We start from the raw sequence: 21520 nt of genomic DNA on the forward strand, positions 1-21520 counted from the left end.
TGCTCAAGGGTTACAGCCAGAATAAGACCAACACGAGCATCGCCAGTAGGGCCAGATTGATGTTCTGGATCACCTGCTGGCGGTGCAGCTGTTTCATCATATCTTCTGAAAATTGGGCCATCTGTGCCTGCTCCCGGTTGTGTCTTTTTCTGGCCGCAGCGGGCTGTTTGGGTTGGGCCGCAGACTGCGGGGCGACGTCGATGGTCAGTGGCAGCCGAGCAGGGGGCAGTGAAGGTTTCATTCGGGCCCGGATCAGCGCGGCCGAGGCGACAGCACCATTTGCCCACCGCAGTTGATCGCCGCTGACATAGAAATCATTTTCGCACCCCCGGTGGATGATGTCGGCAAACGTCGGTTGCTGACGAGCCATCGAATCAAACGCAACCGTGCCTTTGCTCCCGTTGGACAACTCGACGTAATAATTGAGTTGCCGAAAGAGATAAGTCGCCCGAACCAGAGTGACGGGTTCAGCCGGAAGTAGGGAAGGATGCTGGATTAAGGTCATGACAATTTCCTTTCGCAGGGCTATCTGAGCGATTTCATGGTGTGTTTGGTTGTCCGCTTGTCCGGGCTAGTGAATATTTCTCACGGCGCGGACAAAATGTTTCTGTTGCCGGCTGTTTCCCTGCGCATACAGGCCATCAAAGGCCCCATGAGCTTTGAGGCTGGTGTGCTGAACCCCGGGAATTGCCAGCCCCTGTTCGGGACGGTGTTGGCTTGCCAGCAACGCATCGCCCGGGCTGCGGCCGAACTGGATGGTGGCTGCCCCCGCATACCCTTTCACACTGGTGGAACTCCAGTACAGGGCATAGTCGACTTCTCCGGATTCCCGTTGAAATTGTGATGTGACAAATCGGGGCGAGATCGGTGGCTTGCCGGTACCGACACGGCGGTAGTCGACAATGCTCTGAAGCTCTTTAATATCGGGGACGCGCCAGTCGGCGTAGCCACCATTGCTGAGGTTGTCGGCATACTGAAGGGCATCTTGCCAGCTGAGTGGTCGCAGGCTGTCGAGCGTGCTCCACATCAGCCCGGTGGCGACATCTGAGATTGTTCCGTCGCCATTATCAATCAGGTGGTTCTTGCCGTAATCCGGGTTTCCCCGCACCAGCCGGACAGAGAAACGGCGCTCTTGTGACGACTCGGCTGGATAGGCCTTGAGCTGACCTGTGGCGAAGTTGACGGTATACACGACTTCACCATGGGTTAACTGGCCGCCCGCCAGGCGCGTCCGGGTGGCGAAAACGGCGTTCAGCTCATGAGAGCCCAGGGGCTTGAACTCAAAGTACCGGGTGTCGATAAAAGGCGCGGTCTCGGCAGTGGTTGTCACCACCTGGTGCGGGCTCACTGTCTGGCGCCCCGAAAAATTCACCAGCGAGAATAGCTCTTTAGCACTTGGCAACCGCCAATCGGAATAGCCGCCAAGGTTCGCGTGCACTGCGGTTTCTTCTGCTTGTGTCAGGCTCATTTGCGTCGCATCTTTCTGCCACATTAACCCCGTGGTCTGGTCGGTCACCGTACCATCGCCATTGTCGAGATATTGCGATGTCGGGGCGGTATATTGCGCATCCTGCCCGGCAAACGGCTGGTGTGTCGACGGGCAGGGGATGGCTTGCGGGGACTGGTCAAAGCACTGATCCAGGCCGCTGTCGACGACGGTATACGGAAACAAGGTCTCAGCTTGTAAATCATAAGCTGATGCGGCGTAGACCGGCTGTCGCTCTTCGTGGATGCACGCCGTCAGAGCAAACGCACAGAGAAATAGCGTGACAGGCTTGATCATCATCGATGCCTCACGGATTTTTGTCATTGAAAGATCAGGCATATTGCGCTCGCGCCAAGGCACGGTTAATTCTCTGCTCAATGGCTTCGCGCGTTCCTTTAAACAACTGGCCCCGGTGCAGCATGTACCATTCATTCGATGCGCCGGAGTCGTTGATGATTTTGAAGCCGCGATGGATCACGATCTGACGCTTGAGGGCGGAGTCGTCACGGCCTTTCAAGCCGGATTTCAGCGCGATTTGCCTGTCGCACCACCCGTCGATACGCGCTTTCAGTGCGTCCAGCTCACCGGAGATCACTTGCTGATTAATTTTGGCTTTCCAGTCCCCGGCGTTCCCGGTGGCGTTCTCAACCAGATGTTCCCGATAAACCAGTCGCTCAACCACAGGAAGAAGCGGCTCTGAACTGAACAGACGCGTGCTGCGTTGCGCCCGGCGGGTGCCGAGTGGGTTCGCCAGAAACTTCAACAGAGACATGCTTTTTCCTCCCTCATGGTGGTTAACGTGACTAAGAATAAAGTCACAATGGTCAGCAAAAATGGAAAGAATGAGGAGGAAATAAGGAAATGGAATAACATACATTTTAAATGTATGATTGTTTCAAGGTGATTTTGCCTGCCTGTTGATGAAAAAGTCCAATCAGGGGAAGAGCTTATGGGTGACTTTGAATTTCTGGTACTTGCCAGGGTATTGCACGTTTCAGGGGTCGTGATGTGGATTGGTGGGGTCGCCTTTGTGACGACCGTGTTGATCCCCTCCCTCAGGAAAACGAAGGATGCCGAGCAGCGTTTAGTGCTGTTTGAACAGCTGGAGGGCCGGTTTGGTTTACAGGCGAAACTCACGACCCTGATCACCGGCGCCAGTGGCTATTACATGCTGGAAACACTCAACGCCTGGGATCGCTATCTGCATCCGCAGTTCTGGTGGATGCATCTGATGACTTTGGTGTGGGGGATCTTTACCCTGGTGCTTTTTGTGCTGGAGCCTTGGGTGCTGCACCGGTGGTTTCATCAGCAGGCAGTGAAAAATAGCGAGCGGGCTTTTGTCTGGTTGCACCGCATGCATCAGGGATTGCTGAGCCTGAGTTTGGTCGCCGTCTTCGGCGCTGTGGCCGGGGCCAACGGGTATGCATTTTAGATTCAGGTGGAGCCGGACAGGCGGGGCAGTGGATTCAGGTGTGGCCTGAGATGAAAAATGCCGCCCCGTGGAGCGGAGGCGGCAAAGAGCAAGAGGTTATTTATAGTTATCTTTCAGCTAGTTATTGATTAAGCTGCTGGGTACGTCTGGTAACGGACACCCATCATTTGTTCCATACAGTGAACAACCTGGCAGCTGTAGCCGAACTCGTTATCGTACCAGATGTACAGCACGCAACGCTTGTCTTGAGCAATCGTCGCCTGGCCGTCAACCACACCTGCGTGGCGAGAGCCAACGATGTCGGTCGAAACGATTTCGGTTGATTGTGTGTAATCAATCTGACCGGACAGTGGTGAGTTAATCGACATCTCACGCAGGTAAGTGTTCAGCTCTTCTGCCGATACATCTTTGTCCAGGTTCAGGTTGGCAATCGCCATCGAAACGTTTGGCGTCGGGACGCGGATCGCGTTACCGGTCAGTTTGCCTGCCATTTCCGGCAGCGCTTTGGCAACGGCCTTCGCAGCACCGGTCGACGTCAGAACCATGTTCAGCGCCGCTGAACGGCCACGACGGTCGCCTTTGTGGAAGTTGTCGATCAGGTTCTGGTCGTTGGTGTACGAGTGAACCGTTTCGATGTGGCCAGACAGAACGCCGTACTTGTCATTCACTGCTTTCAGAACCGGGGTGATGGCGTTGGTGGTGCAGCTGGCTGCGGAGATGATCTTGTCTTCATCCAGAATCACAGACTCGTTCACACCGAAGACCACGTTTTTGATGTCGCCTTTGCCAGGAGCTGTCAGCAGAACTTTCGCAGCGCCCGGAGAGGTCAGGTGCTGGCTCAGGCCTTCAGCGTCACGCCACATACCGGTGTTGTCGACAACCAGCGCGTTGTTGATACCGTAAGCGGTGTAGTCAACTTCTGCCGGGCTGTTGGCGTAGATCACCTGGATGTAGTTACCGTTGACGATAATTGCTTTACGCTCTTCATCGACAGTAATGCTGCCGTTGAACTGACCATGGACGGAGTCACGGCGCAGCAGGCTGGCACGTTTTTCCAAATCGCCGCCTTTACCACGAACCACGATGGCACGCAGGCGCAGTGGGTAACCCTGACCGCTCTTGTCAATCAGCAGGCGAGCCAGCAGACGACCGATACGACCGAAGCCGTACAGTACGACATCACGTGACTCAAGAGACTGCGAGCTGCTCAGTGATTCAGCCAGTGCAGTTTGCAGGTAATCGGTCAGGTTGCTTTCGTCTTCGTTCTTGCTCCAGTAGTCGTGTGCCAGACGGCCAACATCGACGCGGCAAGGGGACAGGTCCATTTCGGTGAGTGCTTGAACCAGTGGCAGAGTCTGTGCAGGCGATAGTTCACTGCCGGTATAACGGCGTGCAAAGCGGTGCGCTTTGATGATATCGATGACAGAGGCGTTCACGATTTGGCGACCGAACAGCAGGACTTCAACGCCTTTCTGACGGTATAGCTGGCCAAGTAGTGGTGAGATGGATTCTGCATTGGTTTGGCTTGTTTGCCAGTCTAGAAGATATTTTTCCGGACTCATCTTTGCTTAGGACCTTTCACGTTGGGGAAAAGAAACAGGCATCAATCCTGTTCGTTGTTGTCATTTTTATGCCGCGCAGTGTAACGTTTGCGTCGTTTTTATCCTAGTAAAATTAATGGCTTGGAAAGTGTGATCGGGATCGGTTCATGCCAGTGATCGGGGTCAAGTTTTTCACGTCCGGATTCCGATGACTGACATCAATTCGTCATACTTATTTTTTAACGATTCATTTACCTTTTATCCGTTGATCAGAGACTTAGTCCAGGCGAAGCACGGAAATGATGAGTTTCTTTCAAGAGAAGCTGCGAAAAGCAGATGAAAAGTAGTGGTATTCAGGAAACGGGCGGAGCTTCAGCTGAGTTATTCTGCGTAAGAAGCATAAAATTCATAAAAACGTCTGTCAGACGATGAAGAAATAGCCGAATTCAGTGCTGATTTCTTGTTGATTGGTGGGGTTCACTGCTCTATGTTTCGTTTACGGCACTTCATGCTGATGTGCTGTGGGGGAGCGCTCCCTACGGATTGCCCCCCTGTGATAGATCAGACTTGCGTCAGCAACAATCCTTCCTTGCCGGCCAGGGTGATCGCCAGATGCCCGTCTTTCACTTGCCATTCATCTCCGGTGAGCAGATCCTGCAATACGGCGTGCTCAACACCCAGTTGCCAGATCGGGAGAGTGAGTGTTTTGGCATGGTTGCTGTTGTTCAGCAGAAATAAGCTGAATGTATTGTCCAAGGTACGGGCGAAGGCCAGTTGCTGATGTTCGGCATGGAGCCATTGAATGCTGCCAGCCTGAAGCGCCGGGGATGCCTTGCGCAGCTGGATCAACCGGGTGACAAAGTCCAGCATCTCATGGGGCTGCTCGGTACGCTCCCACGGGAAGCTGCGGCGATTGTCCGGATCCTGCCCGCCTTCCAGCGCCACTTCAGTGCCGTAATACAGGCAGGGAGTCCCGACATAGGCAAACAGCATCAATAGGGCCAGCTTCATGGTGTCCTGATCACCGTCAAGCATGGTCAGGAATCGCATGGTGTCGTGACTGTCCAGCTGGTTCAATTGGGTCAGCTGATTCTGCCACGGGATTTTACCGCGGGCTTCGTTGAGCCAGTCGATCAGTTCTTCCGCATCGATCTGGCAGCGATGATAGGCAATGTCTAACCCGGCAAAGAACGCGCGTACCGGATGGGCAAAGCCGTAATAGTTCATGGCCCCGTCTTCCTGATCGCCTTGTAGCCACTGGGTGGCTTCAAAGAAATGCTCGCCCAACACATAGCTGTCGGGGTTGACCGACTTGGCGGCGTCACGGAACGCTTTGACGTAGTGGGCGTTATTCACCGCCCCGGCGCCTTCTCCCAGCATATGGATCACATCGAAACGCCAGCCGTCAATCTGATAGGGGGGCTGCAGCCAGTGCTTAATCACCGCTTCCTCACCAGCATAAATAAAGTCCTGCACGGCGGGATTGGAGAAATTCAGTTTCGGCAGCGAGCTGATCCCTTTCCAGCCGATGTATTCATTACTGTCGCCGTCGAACTGATAGTACTCGCGATAGGTTGAGGTCGGATGATTGTAGGCGCCGGGCTCACCTGTGTTGCGCTGGTGTTTATCAAACCAGGGATGATCAACCGAGGTATGGTTATAGACGGCATCCAGAATAACTTTCATCCCGCGCTTGTGGAGATCGCCGACCATGTCCGCAAACTGTGCGTTGGTGCCCAGGTGCGGGTCGACCTGGTGATAATCGGTGGTGTCGTATTTATGGTTACTCGGCGCGGTAAAAATCGGGTTGAGATAGAGCGCGGTGATCCCCAGCGCCTGGAGATAATCCAGCTTGCTGTGAATTCCGGCCAAATCGCCGCCGTAAAATTCATTCGGCCCGTTGCCTTCCTGATAGTCAGACACCGGCGCGCCCCAGGCTTTCGCGACCGTTGGTCGTTCATCGCCCCGCAGGCAGTATTCATCAGACCGGACGCTGATGCTGGGATCGCCGTTGGCAAAACGATCCGGAAAAATCTGGTAAAACACCTGCTGTTTGACCCAGGCTGGTGGTTGATCCTTGCGGTTGAACTTAAAGTGCGCTTCTTTGCCCGGCACCCGCGGGGTTACGCCCTGCGCGTGTAGCCACCACTGGCGGTTGTTCTGCATGATCTTAAAGCAGTAGTGGGTCAGGGGAATGTCACTGTTGAGCGGGATCTCCCCATGCCAGTATTGCAGGCGGCCGCAGGTTTCGCCGCGCGCCATGTCGAGCAACTCTTCCTCGTTGTCGGGTTCGCAGCGGACAAAAATGGCTGAAATCTGACGGTCGGATTCGCTGACCATCGTGACTTTCAGGTGGTGCTGGGTCGGTGTCACCCAAAAGGCATCCTGACCGTGGAACAAGTAGGGTGTCTTCATCATTCTTCTTCTCTGCCATGCATGGGAGGTTGATGTGGGACACCATACTGGCTCTGGCACGTGATGAAATCCACCCCGGAAGGGGCTTAGACGGCGTAGTCCGGGAGGCGTAGAGCGAGTTTTGGAAATACTTCACATTCTGTTAGATAGAACAGCGGCTGGTTTTCATCGTCATTTCTTGCTGACGAATGGGCATGCTATCAATTAATTCAGTGAGATAACGCCAATTTGTTACTTCACTCCAGCGGTGTTTCTCCTTGCCGTCCTTGCCGATTAAGATGGCCGTGTGGGCATCCGGGGCAATATGATATTTCTGTGTCAGCATCTGAATGTCCTCTGGACTGAACAGATCTGCGGGCTGGTTGAAGCCGTCATGGGTGATCACAATCGTGACCACATCGCGCTCCTGCAGCAGGCAATCGTTCATTAAGACCTCGCGTTGGAATGCCTGAACGAACTGATCATATTGCGGAGCAAAGTAGAGAATACTGCGATGATGCCAGTGTAGGGAATCCGGCGGGTAGGCCCGGGCGACGGGCGCTGTTACCAACCAGATGCCGCAAAACAGAGCCAAGCAACATCGAGCGTAAAGGGGCAGGGCATGACCGGTGAAGGTGCGACAGCAACGTTGCAGTATCATTTTCATCGGTACTCTCCTGGACCGGGTGAGACCAATCAAACCTGGCTACATCCTTGTAACGGTGCCACGGGTTGGGCGGATCACATGATGGTGTGTTTTGATACGCGTTGGGCTTAATCCAGTATAGCTGAAGCGTTGCGGGGTCTATATGGATGGATTTATGCTAAGAAAGTCCGACTTTGAGGTTTATTATGATTCTACCGTGTACTGGGGCAGGTGCTCGGAAACATAATCAATGAAGACCCGCAGACGTGCCGGCATGAATTTGGTCTGAGCAAATTGCAGCACGATATCCCCCTGATAGTTGCCCTTCAGGGTCCAGTCACTCAGCACTTCCACCACGCTGCCTTCTTCCAGCGCGCGTTTAATCACAAAATCCGGGAAGATCCCGATCCCCAGACCATCCAGCACGCCTTTGAGCCGCATCTGCGAATGGTTGACCGCATAACGCCCTTTGACCGGAATCGAATGAAATTTGTCATCTTTCACGAAATCCCAGATGTGATCAGTCGGTGTTTCGCCCAGGTAAATACAATCATGGCTCAGTAAATCGGTCGGAACGCGTGGCGTGCCGCGCTGGGCCAGATAATCCGGGCTGGCGCACAGGCTCAGGCGCACTTTGCCGATCTGTTTCAGCACCAGCCCTTCACTTGGCTTTTCCGTTAAGCGGAACACCACATCAATGCCTTCGGAGATCAAATCGATTTCCCCATCAGAGGCTTTGAGCTTCAGTTCAATATTGGGGTATTGGGTCAGAAACGGCTTAACCAGCGGCTGTAGCACGATACTTAAAAACGCTTTCGGGGCAGCAACGGTCAATGAGCCGGACGGCGTTTCATGCTCTGAGCTGGTAAATTCCACGATCTGCTTGGTAGTCTGCAAAATGGTGCAGCATTGATCGTAGATCCCCTTGCCTGACTGGGTGATCACCAGTTTGCGGGTGGTCCGCTCAAGCAGTTTGGCCGAAAGCGTCGTTTCCAACCGGGAGATCTGCTTGCTGAGCGCCGACGGGGTGACCCCCAGTTTTTTCGCGGCAGCCGTGAAGCTGCCTTCATCCACGACAATCTTAAAAACCGCCAGTTCCGGCATTAAGGCAATCAGGGTATTTGTGTCCATAGTTCAAGAGTCCTTTTCCAGGTCAGGGGATAATAGTCCGAATAGGCTTGGATTAGAATGGCTGGCGTTGAAACATCCTGTTAACTGAACATTTTTTCAGACAGATCACCTAACCTGATTATATGGACAACTGTCTGGTGAATGACGTTACGGCGTGCATTTGCAGAATCTAATGAGAGGAACATCATGTCAGCTGCATTCTACGACCAAATCAAACAGCAAATCGAACAAGTAAAAGCTGAAGGTTTGTACAAATCTGAGCGTGTGATCACTTCAGCACAAAAAGCGGCTGTTTCGATTAACACGGGCGAAGAAGTCCTGAATTTCTGTGCCAACAACTACCTGGGCCTGGCCAACCACCCGGACCTGATCGAAGCGGCAAAAGCCGGGATGGATCAGCACGGCTTCGGTATGGCCTCAGTGCGTTTCATCTGTGGTACGCAGGACTCGCACAAAGAGCTCGAGCGCAAGCTGTCTGACTTCCTGGGAATGGAAGACACCATCCTTTATACCTCTTGTTTCGACGCCAACGCCGGCCTGTTTGAAACCATCCTGGACGCAGAAGATGCCATCATTTCTGATGCCCTGAACCACGCATCGATCATCGATGGTGTACGTCTGTGTAAAGCCAAGCGTTTCCGCTACGCCAACAACGACATGGCTGAGCTGGAGCAACAACTGATTGCTGCAGACGAAGCGGGCGTGCGTCATAAACTGATCGTGACCGACGGTGTGTTCTCGATGGACGGTGTCGTCGCGAACCTGCCTGCGATTTGTGACCTGGCAGACAAATACAATGCACTGGTGATGGTCGATGACTCTCACGCCGTCGGCTTTATGGGCGACAACGGTCGCGGTACTCACGAGTACCACGATGTGATGGGCCGTATCGACATCATCACCGGTACGCTGGGTAAAGCCATGGGTGGTGCGTCCGGCGGTTATACTTCCGGTAAGAAAGAAGTGATCGACTGGCTGCGTCAGCGTTCTCGTCCATACCTGTTCTCGAACTCGGTTGCTCCGGCGATTGTCTCTGCGTCTCTGCGCGTACTGGATCTGCTGGCCGAAAGCGGCTCACTGCGTGATCAATTGTGGGACAACGCGGCGCACTTCCGTGCTCGTATGACTGAAGCCGGCTTTACTATGGCTGGCGCTGACCACGCAATTATCCCAATCATGCTGGGTGATGCGAAAGTGGCGGCTGAGTTTGCCGAGCGCGCACTGGCGAAAGGCATTTACGTGATTGGCTTCTCCTTCCCGGTGGTGCCGAAAGGTCAGGCCCGTATCCGGACGCAAATGTCTGCGGCCCATACCCGCGAGCAACTGGACCAGGCGATTGATGCCTTTATCGAAGTCGGTAAAGACATGGGCATCATCTAATTCAGGCAACTGGGCTCCTGATACAACTTGGGCCTGAGACGACCTGGATCCGTACGACGTATTACAGAATAGATATCGCGCTCTCGCAGCATGCGGGGGCGCTATTCGGACAAGAGATTATGAAAATTAAAGCGCTTTCAAAGCTGAAGCCTGAAGAAGGCATCTGGATGACCGAAGTGGACAAGCCGGAGCTTGGCCATAACGATCTGCTGATCAAGATTAAGAAAACTGCGATTTGCGGCACTGACGTTCACATCTATAACTGGGATGAGTGGTCACAAAAGACGATTCCAGTCCCGATGGTTGTCGGTCACGAATACGTGGGTGAAGTGGTTGGCATCGGCCAGGAAGTTCGCGGTTTTGAAATCGGCGATCGCGTCTCCGGTGAAGGTCACATAACCTGTGGTCACTGCCGTAACTGTCGTGGCGGCCGTACGCACCTATGCCGTAATACCATTGGTGTGGGCGTGAACCGTGAAGGCGCATTTGCAGAATACCTGGTGATCCCGGCATTCAACGCATTCAAAATCCCGGACGAGATCTCTGACGATCTGGCATCGATTTTTGACCCGTTCGGCAACGCCGTTCACACTGCGCTGTCGTTCGATCTGGTCGGTGAAGATGTACTGATCACCGGTGCCGGCCCAATCGGGATCATGGCCGCGGCTGTCGCGAAACACGTCGGTGCCCGTCACGTGGTGATCACCGATGTGAACGAATACCGTCTGGATCTGGCGCGTCAAATGGGTGTAACCCGTGCGGTGAACGTTGCCAAAGAGAAGCTGGAAGATGTTGCCGCTGAGCTGGGCATGACCGAAGGCTTTGATGTCGGTCTGGAAATGTCGGGTAACCCGGCAGCTTTCAACAGCATGCTGACCAACATGAACCACGGCGGTAAGATTGCGCTGCTGGGTATTCCACCATCAGACATGGGCATCGACTGGAACCAGGTGATCTTCAAAGGCCTGATCATCAAGGGCATCTACGGTCGCGAAATGTTCGAGACTTGGTACAAGATGGCAAGCCTGATCCAATCTGGCCTGGATCTGAACCCAATTATCACCCATCACTTCAAGGTTGATGACTTCCAGAAAGGCTTCGACGCCATGCGTAGCGGGCTTTCCGGCAAGGTTATCCTTGATTGGGAATAAGATTGAGAGCGCTCCGAAAGGGGCGCTTTTTCATTTCTGGTGCCTTTACACATAAACTGTGAAATGGAAAAGGGGCGATATCTAGCCCTCCAATCAGCCCTCATCAATGGTCCCACCATGTCCTATTTGGTCCCATAGCAAGTAAAAGCATTTTACTGAGCATAGATTGAAATGCTATGTGTTGCGAGCCTCTCTTTAAGCAACTTGTGATACTACTTGGTTGCGTCTAAAATGACCAAAATAAAGACCATTTAAGAGACCTGTTATATGACCACTCGAATTTTAGCCGATGTCGCTGCAAGCATTACTGAGTTAAAAGCTAACCCGATGAAAGTTGCAACGAGTGCCTACGGTGAACCTGTTGCTGTACTGAACCGAAATGAACCAGCATTTTACTGCGTACCTGCTGAAGCATACGAAATGATGATAGACAGACTCGAAGATCTTGAGCTACTTGCTATTGCGAAAGAGCGTGAATCTGAAGAGAGCATTTCGGTTAACATTGATGACCTATAAACTCGATTTCAAAAAGAGTGCACTCAAAGAGTGGAAAAAGCTTGGCTCTACGTTGCAACAGATGTTTAAGAAAAAACTGATTGAGCGCCTGGAAAACCCACATGTACCAGCCTCAAAACTTTCCGGCGCTGACAACATGTATAAAATTAAACTGCGTCAATCGGGTTACCGCTTAGTCTACAAAGTTGAAGACGATGTCGTTATTGTAACCGTCTTAGCCGTTGGAAAGCGCGAACGTAGTGATGTTTACCGTAAGGCGATGAAACGTTCAGATGTCTGATGCGGTATAGCGAGTGACAGGGGATCCCCCCTCATCTATATGGCATTGTGGCTGCCAAGGCGCGCCGACAACAATCGCTGTGCCGCCAGATCCTCATTTTTGCCGGGAACTCGCCGTACGACGAATCGCCCGTGAGCAGACGTTTCCAGTACCGGTTTGCCTTTCCGGCAGATGACACCCGGCAGCTGACACAAATCGCATCCCAGGCCGCCAAATCACTCTTTATCCCGGGTGTGCGCTACTACAAGGTGGGCGTCGGGTTAATTGACCTGGAAGATGCCCGCCATGCCCAGCAGGACTTGTTCAACACCTCCCCAGCAGATCCAACGCTGATGAAAGCTTTCGATGGTATCAATGGAAAGTTTGGCTCAGATACTGTGTTCATGGCCGCGCAGGGGATCACCCCAAAATGGGCGATGCGCCGTGAATTTCTCTCCCCGCAGTACACCACCAAGTGGCGTGATTTACCGGTTATCAAGTGCGGATAAGATAATCGGGGCTGGTCAGGTGATCTGTTCTGATAAACAGTTATCAGTGAGAACCGCCATTTTCTGCATAACTCGGGGAGTGTTAACGAGACAGAGATTGCTCAATTTTCTCAGGGCCAAACAGCGTGTGCTGTTGAAAATAAGTGTTTTATTCTCCGTTGTTGAGTGCTTATGAGGTCTCGTTATACGCACATGCTTGTTTTGACCGAACGTAAAATCGGACATAGATATCAAATCAGGACTTAAATATTTGATAAACATAATGAATTGTCTAGTATGTTATCAACATGGTATGTGTGTTATCGAGCATGCTGCCTAATACTCTGTTATAACTATCGGTGTTCCTTCAATGGATTATGAATTTTCAGCAAATTGTGATTTGAGAAATATTGCCCCATTTTGGAGAAAAATTGGCGATTTGATTGATGGAGGCATCAGCGAAGAGGAATTAGCACATATTGAGCGATTTGCTTATAGTGTGAAAGACAATAGCCATGATGTGATTCAAATGTCTTTCTCATTTCAGTCTGGTAGATGCGGTTTAGCTTTTGCCATAAAGGTAGATAATCAGTCACCAGAAATGTTAATTCTGTCTGACTCCCAGCAACTGATTGATGCTATCATGGAAAAGCACCATGAATTGTGCAATGAACTGGGCGTATAGTTATAACAAGGCGCTATTGTCGCCACTATCGTGGCTGGGACGGCTTACGCTGCGCTCCAGCCGCCCCAAAGCTTTGCGTTATATTTTTCGAAAAATTGTAGTGTAAGAGGGATTTAATGAAGCTTGTATCGTGGACATTTTTTATCGATATGCTTGGATATCGTGATATCAATGGTGAAATCAACACGGAGAAGAAAGCAAAAGATTTCATTGACTTCATGAATCAGAATAAAGCAATTTTTGATTTTTCCAACAGAGATTCTGTTAAAGAACGCTACCAAAAAAATGATCAGTTTGATCTCTATGAATTTTATGACATCAAGTATTCCTTTATATCAGATTCCCTAGTCATTAACCTCTACCCTAAAGAAGTTGAATCTCTGACAATCGAACGCAAGAAATATATGCATTCAGCAAATGCACTGTTTATTGTTTTAATGCGGTTGCAAACTTTCATATACGCGTGCTTTAAAGAAAAGCAATTGTTCCTTCGAGGTGGTGTGTCAACGAAGTACTGCTATTTAGTTGATAATTTCGCAGTTGGTGAAGGGCTGATCGATGCGTACCATACCGAGAGTAAGGTTGCCGTTCATCCCAGAATTGCGTTTAGTGACAGTGTTTTTTCTGATGAAAAACTAGTTAAAGAGGTGGAGTTTTTAGGTAATGAAATGTACGGTCGTTCGATTCTTAAACGTGATGACAACGGTGTATATTACCTAGATTATCTGGGATACAACATGAGTTGTGTTGATCGGAACAATAAAATGGTTTATCAACTTGCACTAGTAAACCTACCAATGTACTTGTCGCAGTTAGAATCCTCAAAGAACTTTGTTGAAAGCCATTCAGTAGCGGTATCCAATAAGTTGACTGAACTGAAAAGCAGGCAATTAGCTTTGTCAACGGATGAGGAGAAGTCTAAATTACAGCGAGTTATAGATAAATTCGAATGGTTAAAAGACTATCATAACTCTGCAGTAGGGGATTTTTCTGACTTCAATGAGTATGTAGTAGAATAAAAATATAAAAAATAAGGATACGTGTCACGCAGCCGACACTTCTATCCGGGGGTTGGACAAGCCCGGTGTCAACACCAACTTACTTTGACCACATTTCACCAGTTTAGAATGTCCGGTTTTCATCACTTTTCGTGACGTTTAGGTTGTCGTCGGTGTTTCTTCTTCCGGCAGGCTCGTGAGCATACCGGCCTTGCGCTTATCTTTCAGTCGATAACTGTCCCCCTTGATATTGAGCGTGGTGGAATGATGAAGCAGCCGATCAAGGATAGCCGTAGCAATCGCTTGATCCCCGAACACATCGCCCCAGTCAATAAAGCTCTTGTTCGAAGTCAGTATGGTACTGGCGCGCTCATAGCGACGGTTCACTAGGCGGAAGAACAGACTGGCCTCTTCTCTGGACATGGGTAAGTAACCTATTTCATCCAGCACCAACAGTTTCGGGTAAATCAGCAGTTGAAGCTGACGCTCAAGCCGGTTTTCCTGCTTCGCTTTCAGCAGTGTGCTGAGCAGCTTATCCAGGGGCAGGAACATGACCCGGTGCCCGGCTTCAGCCGCTTTGACGGCAAGGGCAATCGCCAAATGGGTTTTCCCAACGCCTGGAGGACCGAGCAGCACCACGTTTTCATTACGCTCGATAAACCCCAGCCCGCTTAACTCCCGTATCAGCTTGCGGTCAATGCTGGGCTGGAAGGTAAAATCGAACTCTTCAACCGTTTTCACCCAAGGCAACCGTGCTTGTTTGAGACGGGACTCGAAGCCTTTTTGGTGCCTGCCATGCCACTCTTCGCTGAGTGCCTGAGTCAGGAAGGCTCGGTAGTCCAGCTCTTGCTTAGCGGCGTGTTCACAGATGCTGTCGAGAGCCATTTGCAGGTGCTCCATTTTCAGTTTCTGTAGCAAGCTGTCGAGGTTCATGACGACACCTCGTCGTAGATGCGAAGATCACGGGTTTCCACCTGTAAGGGTAATCCCCCCGAAAAATAACAGCAGTAAAAAGTAGAATTTTCTCGTAACCTAAACGAAAGGAGATTCTGCATGAAAAAATCACGGTACACGGACAGTCAGATCCTAGCGATCTTAAAACAGGCAGAAGCAGGTACACCTGTGCCAGAACTCTGCCGCGAACATGGTATGAGCAGCGCTACTTTCTATAAGTGGCGCGCCAAGTACGGTGGTATGGATGCCTCTCTCATGACGCGGCTGAAAGAATTGGAAGATGAAAACCGGCGTTTGAAAAAGATGTATGCCGAGGAGCGCCTCAAGGCAGAAGTCATCAAAGACGCCATGGAAAAAAAGTGGTAAAGCCCTGTGAGCGGCGCTTGCTTGCTCAGCATTCGGTGGCGCGATTTTCAATTAGCATTCGCAAGGCTTGCCGGTGGTTCGGCATCAGCGAAACCGGGTACCGTTATCAGCCTAAGATGGCAACGGAAAACGCTGAGATAGCTCAATGGCTTGTCACACTGACTTCTGAGCAAAGTGACTGGGGCTTCGGGCTATGTTTTGATTATTTGCGCAATGTTAAAGGCTTCCTGTGGAATCATAAGCGGGTTTACCGTATCTATTGTGAGTTGGCACTAAACCTGCGGATACGTCCCCGGAGAAGGCTCAACCGAAACAAGCCGGAGCCATTGAAAGAGCCGACGCGCGCCGATCAAGTCTGGTCGTTGGACTTTATGCATGATCAACTGTCGGATGGACGGAACTATAGGCTACTCAATATCATCGATGACTTCCGTCGTGAAGGTATCGCGATTGAAGCAGGCTTTTCGCTGCCGGCACTGCGTGTGATTAGAGTTTTGGAACAGCTTTTAGAATGGCGTGACACACCAGTTGCCATTCGTTGTGATAATGGTCCCGAGTTCATTTCCCATGAGTTTACAGCATGGGCAAAAAGAAAAGGGATACGAATAGATTACATTCAGCCAGGTAATCCACAACAGAACGCGTATATTGAACGTCATAATCGTACGATGAGATATAGCTGGGTGAGCAAGCATCTGTTTGACTCACTGGAAGAAGTTCAGGACTATGCAACAAAATGGTTGTGGTTCTACAATTATGAGCGACCACACAAGGCCAACGGAGGGAAACCACCTTTGATGGCTGCTTAACTCCTACTTTTAACTGCGGTTAAAAATGGGAGGATTACCCCAGGTTTGTTGCCACAAGGCGCGGTGGTGTGCCGGCTCCGTCTGCCAGCCTTGTTGAGATAATCGATGGCAAGCGATACATTCGCCTTCGATGCCATAGACGCTCAGTTCACCCTCCAGGCTGATGCGGATGGTCACCGACTGACCACAGTAAGCGGATGGCACGCTGTATCGGTTGCCCCGGACTTCAATGTACGCATCACAGGCAACGTGACGCACATCATAGTAACGGGTGTCAAAGTCGGTTGGCGGCAACGTTTTTAATCTCGGGCGCTCGTCATCAAAGCGCGTCAGAGGGGATTGCCGGAACTGGCGCAGGCAGCGCTCATCTGCTGTCTCTTCGAGCCACTGGAGCAGTTGTTGATTGAGATGAGCCAGACTGTCGAAAGCCGCATATCGCGCAAAGAAGTGGTGCTTCACATAGCCGACCATGCGCTCGACCTTTCCCTTAGTCTGAGGACGCTGAGGACGACAGGCCTTGGGTTGAAAACCATAATGCTTCGCCAGCAGTTGAAAACCTTCATTGAAGACCGCGCCTTGCCGAGGGTGATGTGAAAGTACCGCTGCTTTTTGATTATCCACCAGAACGGTTTCAGGCACGCCACCAAAGTGATGGAACGCTTCTATCAAGGACTGGTAAGTATGCTCAGCATCCTGGCTCAGGCAGGACCAGACGTGGAAACGTCGGGAGTAAGACAGCACGTTCACGGCAACAGAGACGTTGCAGGGTTGGCCTGCAATCACGGTGCGTACTTCTCCCCAGTCATGCTGTAACTGTTGGTCCGGCAGGGTCTCGAAGCGAACTGTTTGGTTGCTTGGCCGCAGGCGGCGTTTAGGGTGAATATAGGCGCGGAGGATCGATCTTCCGCCCTGATATCCCCGCTCTCGCAACTGCTGGAAGATCACTTCAGCATTCCAGATATTGTCATCCAGTTTGCCGTCGATGAAGTTTTTAAACGGCTCCAGCTTGCTGGGCCTGGGTGTCTTAGGCCGGCCTTTGCACGGCGCAGGCAGCGCCAGTTGACGTCGAACGGTGCGCTCAGAGCACCCGATTTGATGGGCAATATCCACAATAAATGCCCCTTGTTGACGAAGTTGCTTTATCATGTAGAAGTCCTCTCGGCTTAGCATGTTTCTTTCTCCGTAGCCTCGACAACTACAAGGAAAGTACATGCTGGGTTGAGCGGACATTCTATTTCGGCGATTTACGGTAATTTAGCACTGGTGCTGACACCCGGACAGCCTTATTAAGCAAATTGCTCGTTTGGAATTCGGTGGGGGTTGCGCCCGCGGTTTTTTTCAGGGCGAGCGCAGCCGGGAAGTGACCACGGTGTGTTTCACTTCAACGGGTTACCGCCTGAGTTCGGTCTTGCGTTGGCTTTCTCCTGGTTGGTGATGTGTGCCATTCTCCTTATTCTGTGTGCCTTCCGGCCACCCCGGTCGTGCGTTGCTGGCACTTGCGGGCAACAGCCACACAAATTGCGACGGCGTCATTGAGATCGTTTTTGGCACCCGTTCTGAAAGGCGCCACATATTTTGATGCCATGATCTTTGGCGTATGGCCGAGCTTAGCCAACTCTCGGGACCAGTAATGAGAAGCGCCGCAGGCTTCCATCCCGATGATCGCGGGTTGGATGTTGGCAAATGTCGATAGAACTTTTGACCGGGATATTGTTTTGTGGATCAACACCTTGCCTTGGTGATCCTCACCGTGGATACTGAAGCTATGTTTGGCTAAATCAATGCCATAGATAGATGATGACATGGTGACCTCCGGTGATTTCGTGTTCAGACATACCAAGTGTGGCAAAGCCTGATGAGGGGGAGTCCATGTCATTCGTTATAAGAAAAGGTGAACAATGGACGAAATAAAAAAAATTCACTGTAATACCTGTGGCAGAACAACAAATCATGTAGCCAAAAGCAAACATACCAAAATGGTATATTTTGATTTAGAAGATGGTTTTGTTGATGAAAGCTCACCTTTAGAAAAATCAGAATATACCTTCTGGATTTGTATGGGGTGTGAATCTGCTTGTTTAGAAGATAAATATACTTGTGCTGGTATGAATGATGGACATGACCAAGTGTATATGTCAACATTTTATCCTGAACATACATTCAGCTATCGAGAGCCGAAAAGTTTTTTATATATTAGCACTGAGTTAGACAATTTATACCGGGATATAATCACATCATATCGTCATGATTTAGAAATACCAACAGCCATGGCAATACGTACACTATTAGAAGCTATATGCATAGAACAAGGTATTTCCGACGATATAGCATGGAAATTTCACATAAAGATCGAAAAATTAAATGAAATTATCGGAATGCCACAAAGTATTACTGAAGGGCTGTTAGCTTTGAAGTTTATGGGTGATAGTGCTGCTCATAAATTAATATCACCACAAATGAAAGATTTATCACTGGCAATAGACTTACTAGAAGCTTTATTGCTTCATTTGTATGAGGCTAGATTTGATCTTCAAAGTAAGTCAACTCAGATGCATCAATCATATAAGTGAGTCTTCTTATAACAAGAAATTTCAATGGATGCATATAAAGTCTGGCATTCTTGTTTTGAAGTCACTTATGTTTTGTAATAGCGGTGTTTATGCACTATTGAATTAGACGTTAGCCGTCAAATTAAAATGAGGTTTAAATATGTATTATCATATAAAGATAAAACCAAAGTCAGATAAGAGCTATTGTGAGATGAAAACGGATCTCACTGAAGAGCAACTTTTAGCTAGATATATAGACCCTTATGAAAAAGGGTTGCCGATTGTTATCAATGGTAAAACGGTCAATCCAGAAGAAATTGAAAGAATACTGATATACAAAAGTGATAAAATCATTGAATCATATATTCCTAGCATTCGAGCTGAATCTTTAAATTCATCGATAATAACTTTGGGTGGTCCATCATATCGAGAAACGGCTGTCAGTCGTTCTGAAGATATTACAGATGATTACATTGCAGGTCCTCCAGGTTATAAAAAAGAGCTGTTCGAGAGTCAAAATAAAAAGCATCAAATACCTACTGATAAATCTAAAGTGTTCATAGTTCATGGTCATGATGAAGCAGCACAAGTCAAGGCTGCTAGGTTTGTGGAAAAGCTAGGGTTAGAAGCCATAATTCTACATGAGAAAGCTAGTTCTGGTCGCACAATCATTGAAAAAATTGAACATTATTCAGAGGTCGGTTTTGCTATAGTTCTCTATACGCCTGACGATGTAGGAAATACTAAGAATAATGCAGATGAATTAAATGGTAGAGCTCGCCAAAATGTAGTGTTTGAGCATGGTTACTTAATCGGAAAACTAGGTAGAGGTAACGTGGCTGCGTTGGTAGAAGCTCCTATTGAATTACCAAATGATATAAGTGGCGTTGTATACATTCAGCTTGATGAGGCTTCAGCTTGGCACTTGCAACTAGCTAAGGAAATGAAGCAATCAGGTTATCAAATAAACATGAATGATCTTATTTAACTCAAAACGGCTAAAACATATGAGCCTTCTCGGTATCAAGGTGTAAAATGAACCCGTTTCTCTCGGCGGTTTTGGTATGAAGTTTGGTGTACGTTGCTAGTTCAGTATGAGATACTTTATAGCAAGCGTTACCCATACATTCTCTAATTCGAGTCTTGCCAGTAGAACAAAGATCTAACGCGTTTGTGTCAACTTGTGAGTTTACAATTAAACCAAACCGCCTTTCGGCGGTTTTACTTCTTCTGAACCTTCTGAACCTTCTGAACCTTCTGCAACTCTCCCCACACTCGATCGGACTCCTTCTTGTTCGATTCCTTTAACCACTTTCCATAGACCTTGGCGACCATGGTGATATCGGCGTGGCCCACTTGCTGCGCCAGGTAACTGACATTGACGTTCGCGTGGGTGATCATCCAGCTGGCGTAGGTGTGCCGCAACTGGTACTGATTCCGGTGTGGAATGCCTGCCTTTTGGCAGAGGGCCTCCCAAACTTTGCCAAGCGCGCGTTTCCCGTAATAGTCGTAGTCGCTGCACTTCTGCTCACGAACGGCCTTTGGGTTGAAGACGAAGCGGAGCTTCTCTTGGCGATAGGCTTGGCCGGGCAACTCTACATCATATTCTTTGGCCGGAAACAAATACGTTAAGTGGCGTTGCGCTTTCAGTGCTTCAATGGCTGGTGGCAGTAAATCAACAAAACGCTCTTTGTCGGTCTTGGTGGTTTTGAGGCCACGGGATAAATCGAGCCCGTTGGTTTTTCACAGCAAATAATGCCGCAGGCCAATCAGAAGAACTACTGCCCCTCATAATCAAAGCACTGCTGTTTGAGCCAGCGGCCCAGGGCGATGATTTCACTCTGTCTTGCCCGTGAATGTTTATAGGTGAAGTAGAGCTTGTCGCCGGTCGGCAATTCATGGGTGGGGATGCGCACCAGGTGCTGCCGGTCCTGATCATTGAGGAAGTAGTCATTGAGAAAGGCGATGCCTTGGTGATATTTCGCAGCTTCCGCGGCGAGAACCATGTGGCTGAAATAGCTCATGTTGGCACCGGCAGGGAGTTCGAACCCGCCCAGTTCGCACCAAGTTTTCCAGTCGGCCCCTTGCTCTGAATTAAAGATAGAATGCACGGAGAGCAAAGGTTGTTGCCAAATGGCTTCCGGTAGCGGTTGATCCTGTATTTTCTGCCACAGTTTCTGGCTACAAAAAGGGTAGAGCGTTTCCTGATACAGGAACTCAGCAGTAAAGTTCTTACGGGGTGGATGCGCCGTAACAAAGCAGTCCGCACACTGGTCGGTAAATTCCGGCTCTTCAGTGACCATCTTTAAGGTCAGTTCGATCTCCGGGTGAAGCTGACGGAAATTTTCCAGCCGCGGCACCAGCCATTTCACGGCAAGCGAGCTGTACAAGGCCAGCCGCAGCCGTCCACATTCACCCTCGCGGATCTGCTGGCTGGACTGAGAAATACACTGGAGCGAGTGGGAAATATCTTCAAAATAACGTTCACCCAGCACCGTGAGGGAGAGCTTGCGTCCGCCGCGATTAAACAGGCTTTCACCCAGATATTCTTCCAACAGTCGCACCTGATGGCTGACGGCACTTTGGGTGACGTTCAGGGCAACAGCAGCTTGCGAGAAGCTGTTCAGCCGGGCCACAGCTTCAAAACACTGCACGGCGCGAAGGGGAGGTAATTTCATTATTAGCTCAGCTCATAAATAACCAATAAATATCATTACCATCGATACTAACGTATC

Annotated in this window: 22 protein-coding genes and 1 pseudogene; 11 read left to right on the top strand and 12 right to left on the bottom strand. The window is 50.1% G+C overall.

What is annotated here, in order from left to right:
• Positions 1–10: 10 nt before the first annotated feature.
• From NH461_RS07345 to NH461_RS07355, 3 genes are all read right to left on the bottom strand, one after another.
• The gene (locus NH461_RS07345) at positions 11–505 is read right to left on the bottom strand and encodes a hypothetical protein (protein WP_261602584.1); all 495 of its coding nucleotides are present in this window, start codon (positions 503–505) and stop codon (positions 11–13) included.
• Positions 506–571: 66 nt separating this feature from the next.
• Positions 572–1786 (bottom strand): DUF1566 domain-containing protein, encoded by a 1215-nt coding sequence (locus NH461_RS07350; RefSeq protein ID WP_261602585.1) that lies wholly within the window; start codon positions 1784–1786, stop codon positions 572–574.
• 31 nt (positions 1787–1817) lie between these two features.
• A complete protein-coding gene (locus NH461_RS07355) occupies positions 1818–2258 on the bottom strand; it encodes a DUF3319 domain-containing protein (protein WP_261602586.1) in 441 nt (146 codons plus the stop codon).
• Positions 2259–2435: 177 nt separating this feature from the next.
• Here NH461_RS07355 and NH461_RS07360 point away from each other — a divergent pair, with 177 nt between their 5' ends.
• The gene (locus NH461_RS07360; protein WP_261602587.1) at positions 2436–2918 is read left to right on the top strand and encodes a hypothetical protein; all 483 of its coding nucleotides are present in this window, start codon (positions 2436–2438) and stop codon (positions 2916–2918) included.
• A gap of 128 nt (positions 2919–3046) precedes the next feature.
• On the opposite strand, the gene NH461_RS07365 is transcribed toward NH461_RS07360, so the two are convergent.
• The 4 genes from NH461_RS07365 to NH461_RS07380 form a co-directional block, all read right to left on the bottom strand.
• A complete protein-coding gene (locus NH461_RS07365; RefSeq protein WP_261602588.1) occupies positions 3047–4480 on the bottom strand; it encodes a glyceraldehyde-3-phosphate dehydrogenase in 1434 nt (477 codons plus the stop codon).
• 540 nt (positions 4481–5020) lie between these two features.
• Entirely contained in the window at positions 5021–6874 is a 1854-nt protein-coding gene (malZ, locus tag NH461_RS07370; RefSeq protein WP_261602857.1) for a maltodextrin glucosidase, read from the bottom strand.
• Between the two features lie 142 nt (positions 6875–7016).
• Complete coding sequence (locus NH461_RS07375) at positions 7017–7520, bottom strand: DUF4174 domain-containing protein (RefSeq protein ID WP_261602589.1); 504 nt, start codon at positions 7518–7520, stop codon at positions 7017–7019.
• A 183-nt stretch (positions 7521–7703) separates the two neighbouring features.
• Positions 7704–8630 carry a LysR family transcriptional regulator gene (locus NH461_RS07380; RefSeq protein WP_261602590.1) on the bottom strand — a complete coding sequence of 309 codons (927 nt, stop codon included), beginning with the start codon at positions 8628–8630 and terminating at the stop codon, positions 7704–7706.
• Between the two features lie 186 nt (positions 8631–8816).
• Between NH461_RS07380 and NH461_RS07385 the strand changes: the two genes are divergently transcribed.
• The 7 genes from NH461_RS07385 to NH461_RS07415 all read left to right on the top strand — a co-directional run bounded on the left by NH461_RS07385 (position 8817) and on the right by NH461_RS07415 (position 14128).
• Positions 8817–10010: a glycine C-acetyltransferase gene (locus NH461_RS07385; protein WP_261602591.1), complete on the top strand. Its 1194-nt coding sequence runs from the start codon at positions 8817–8819 to the stop codon at positions 10008–10010.
• Positions 10011–10129: 119 nt separating this feature from the next.
• Entirely contained in the window at positions 10130–11161 is a 1032-nt protein-coding gene (gene tdh, locus NH461_RS07390; protein WP_255390276.1) for an L-threonine 3-dehydrogenase, read from the top strand.
• Positions 11162–11428: 267 nt separating this feature from the next.
• Positions 11429–11677, top strand: a complete 249-nt coding sequence (locus NH461_RS07395) for a type II toxin-antitoxin system Phd/YefM family antitoxin (RefSeq protein ID WP_017028225.1) — start codon at positions 11429–11431, stop codon at positions 11675–11677.
• A complete protein-coding gene (locus NH461_RS07400) occupies positions 11667–11957 on the top strand; it encodes a type II toxin-antitoxin system RelE family toxin (protein ID WP_261602592.1) in 291 nt (96 codons plus the stop codon). Before NH461_RS07395 ends, NH461_RS07400 begins: the two co-directional genes overlap by 11 nt.
• 47 nt (positions 11958–12004) lie before the next feature.
• Positions 12005–12445 carry a DUF4113 domain-containing protein gene (locus NH461_RS07405; RefSeq protein WP_261602593.1) on the top strand — a complete coding sequence of 147 codons (441 nt, stop codon included), beginning with the start codon at positions 12005–12007 and terminating at the stop codon, positions 12443–12445.
• Between the two features lie 349 nt (positions 12446–12794).
• On the top strand, positions 12795–13109 hold the full coding sequence (locus tag NH461_RS07410) for a hypothetical protein (protein ID WP_261602594.1): 315 nt from the start codon (positions 12795–12797) through the stop codon (positions 13107–13109).
• Between the two features lie 116 nt (positions 13110–13225).
• The gene (locus NH461_RS07415) at positions 13226–14128 is read left to right on the top strand and encodes a hypothetical protein (RefSeq protein WP_261602595.1); all 903 of its coding nucleotides are present in this window, start codon (positions 13226–13228) and stop codon (positions 14126–14128) included.
• 138 nt (positions 14129–14266) lie between these two features.
• On the opposite strand, the gene istB is transcribed toward NH461_RS07415, so the two are convergent.
• Positions 14267–15040, bottom strand: a complete 774-nt coding sequence (gene istB / locus NH461_RS07420; protein WP_261602596.1) for an IS21-like element helper ATPase IstB — start codon at positions 15038–15040, stop codon at positions 14267–14269.
• A gap of 120 nt (positions 15041–15160) precedes the next feature.
• Between istB and NH461_RS07425 the strand changes: the two genes are divergently transcribed.
• Positions 15161–16236 (top strand): IS3 family transposase gene (locus NH461_RS07425; RefSeq protein WP_261602597.1). Its coding sequence is split into 2 segments (ribosomal slippage): positions 15161–15413 and positions 15413–16236, totalling 1077 coding nucleotides; the frame shifts between segments, so codons are not numbered across the junction.
• Between the two features lie 9 nt (positions 16237–16245).
• Here NH461_RS07425 and istA read toward each other — a convergent pair.
• Both istA and NH461_RS07435 read right to left on the bottom strand, forming a co-directional pair.
• Complete coding sequence (gene istA / locus NH461_RS07430; RefSeq protein ID WP_261602598.1) at positions 16246–17406, bottom strand: IS21 family transposase; 1161 nt, start codon at positions 17404–17406, stop codon at positions 16246–16248.
• 328 nt (positions 17407–17734) lie between these two features.
• Positions 17735–18040, bottom strand: a pseudogene (locus NH461_RS07435) (IS110 family transposase); the annotation flags it as partial.
• A 94-nt stretch (positions 18041–18134) separates the two neighbouring features.
• Here NH461_RS07435 and NH461_RS07440 point away from each other — a divergent pair.
• Positions 18135–18806 (top strand): DUF4145 domain-containing protein, encoded by a 672-nt coding sequence (locus NH461_RS07440; RefSeq protein WP_261602599.1) that lies wholly within the window; start codon positions 18135–18137, stop codon positions 18804–18806.
• Positions 18807–18945: 139 nt separating this feature from the next.
• Positions 18946–19773, top strand: a complete 828-nt coding sequence (locus NH461_RS07445) for a nucleotide-binding protein (RefSeq protein ID WP_261602600.1) — start codon at positions 18946–18948, stop codon at positions 19771–19773.
• 233 nt (positions 19774–20006) lie between these two features.
• On the opposite strand, the gene NH461_RS07450 is transcribed toward NH461_RS07445, so the two are convergent.
• Together NH461_RS07450 and NH461_RS07455 are read right to left on the bottom strand one after the other, a co-directional pair.
• Positions 20007–20456, bottom strand: coding sequence for a tyrosine-type recombinase/integrase (locus NH461_RS07450; protein ID WP_315903245.1), 450 nt, complete (start codon positions 20454–20456; stop codon positions 20007–20009).
• 107 nt (positions 20457–20563) lie between these two features.
• The gene (locus NH461_RS07455; protein WP_261602601.1) at positions 20564–21463 is read right to left on the bottom strand and encodes a LysR family transcriptional regulator; all 900 of its coding nucleotides are present in this window, start codon (positions 21461–21463) and stop codon (positions 20564–20566) included.
• Positions 21464–21520: the final 57 nt, after the last annotated feature.

The organism is Photobacterium sp. TY1-4 (assembly GCF_025398175.1).
Classification (GTDB): domain Bacteria; phylum Pseudomonadota; class Gammaproteobacteria; order Enterobacterales; family Vibrionaceae; genus Photobacterium.

Excerpts from the sequence above, each read along its gene's own strand:
- NH461_RS07400 (WP_261602592.1), top strand. The coding sequence starts at position 11,667 with ATGACCTATAAACTCGATTTCAAAAAGAGTGCACTCAAAGAGTGGAAA.
- istA (WP_261602598.1), bottom strand. The coding sequence starts at position 17,406 with ATGCTAAGCCGAGAGGACTTCTACATGATAAAGCAACTTCGTCAACAA.
- NH461_RS07375 (WP_261602589.1), bottom strand. The coding sequence starts at position 7,520 with ATGAAAATGATACTGCAACGTTGCTGTCGCACCTTCACCGGTCATGCC.
- istB (WP_261602596.1), bottom strand. The coding sequence starts at position 15,040 with ATGAACCTCGACAGCTTGCTACAGAAACTGAAAATGGAGCACCTGCAA.
- NH461_RS07345 (WP_261602584.1), bottom strand. The coding sequence starts at position 505 with ATGACCTTAATCCAGCATCCTTCCCTACTTCCGGCTGAACCCGTCACT.
- NH461_RS07380 (WP_261602590.1), bottom strand. The coding sequence starts at position 8,630 with ATGGACACAAATACCCTGATTGCCTTAATGCCGGAACTGGCGGTTTTT.
- NH461_RS07445 (WP_261602600.1), top strand. The coding sequence starts at position 18,946 with ATGTATTATCATATAAAGATAAAACCAAAGTCAGATAAGAGCTATTGT.
- NH461_RS07360 (WP_261602587.1), top strand. The coding sequence starts at position 2,436 with ATGGGTGACTTTGAATTTCTGGTACTTGCCAGGGTATTGCACGTTTCA.
- NH461_RS07455 (WP_261602601.1), bottom strand. The coding sequence starts at position 21,463 with ATGAAATTACCTCCCCTTCGCGCCGTGCAGTGTTTTGAAGCTGTGGCC.
- NH461_RS07350 (WP_261602585.1), bottom strand. The coding sequence starts at position 1,786 with ATGATGATCAAGCCTGTCACGCTATTTCTCTGTGCGTTTGCTCTGACG.
- malZ (WP_261602857.1), bottom strand. The coding sequence starts at position 6,874 with ATGAAGACACCCTACTTGTTCCACGGTCAGGATGCCTTTTGGGTGACA.
- NH461_RS07395 (WP_017028225.1), top strand. The coding sequence starts at position 11,429 with ATGACCACTCGAATTTTAGCCGATGTCGCTGCAAGCATTACTGAGTTA.
- NH461_RS07385 (WP_261602591.1), top strand. The coding sequence starts at position 8,817 with ATGTCAGCTGCATTCTACGACCAAATCAAACAGCAAATCGAACAAGTA.
- NH461_RS07440 (WP_261602599.1), top strand. The coding sequence starts at position 18,135 with ATGGACGAAATAAAAAAAATTCACTGTAATACCTGTGGCAGAACAACA.
- NH461_RS07410 (WP_261602594.1), top strand. The coding sequence starts at position 12,795 with ATGGATTATGAATTTTCAGCAAATTGTGATTTGAGAAATATTGCCCCA.
- tdh (WP_255390276.1), top strand. The coding sequence starts at position 10,130 with ATGAAAATTAAAGCGCTTTCAAAGCTGAAGCCTGAAGAAGGCATCTGG.
- NH461_RS07355 (WP_261602586.1), bottom strand. The coding sequence starts at position 2,258 with ATGTCTCTGTTGAAGTTTCTGGCGAACCCACTCGGCACCCGCCGGGCG.
- NH461_RS07365 (WP_261602588.1), bottom strand. The coding sequence starts at position 4,480 with ATGAGTCCGGAAAAATATCTTCTAGACTGGCAAACAAGCCAAACCAAT.
- NH461_RS07415 (WP_261602595.1), top strand. The coding sequence starts at position 13,226 with ATGAAGCTTGTATCGTGGACATTTTTTATCGATATGCTTGGATATCGT.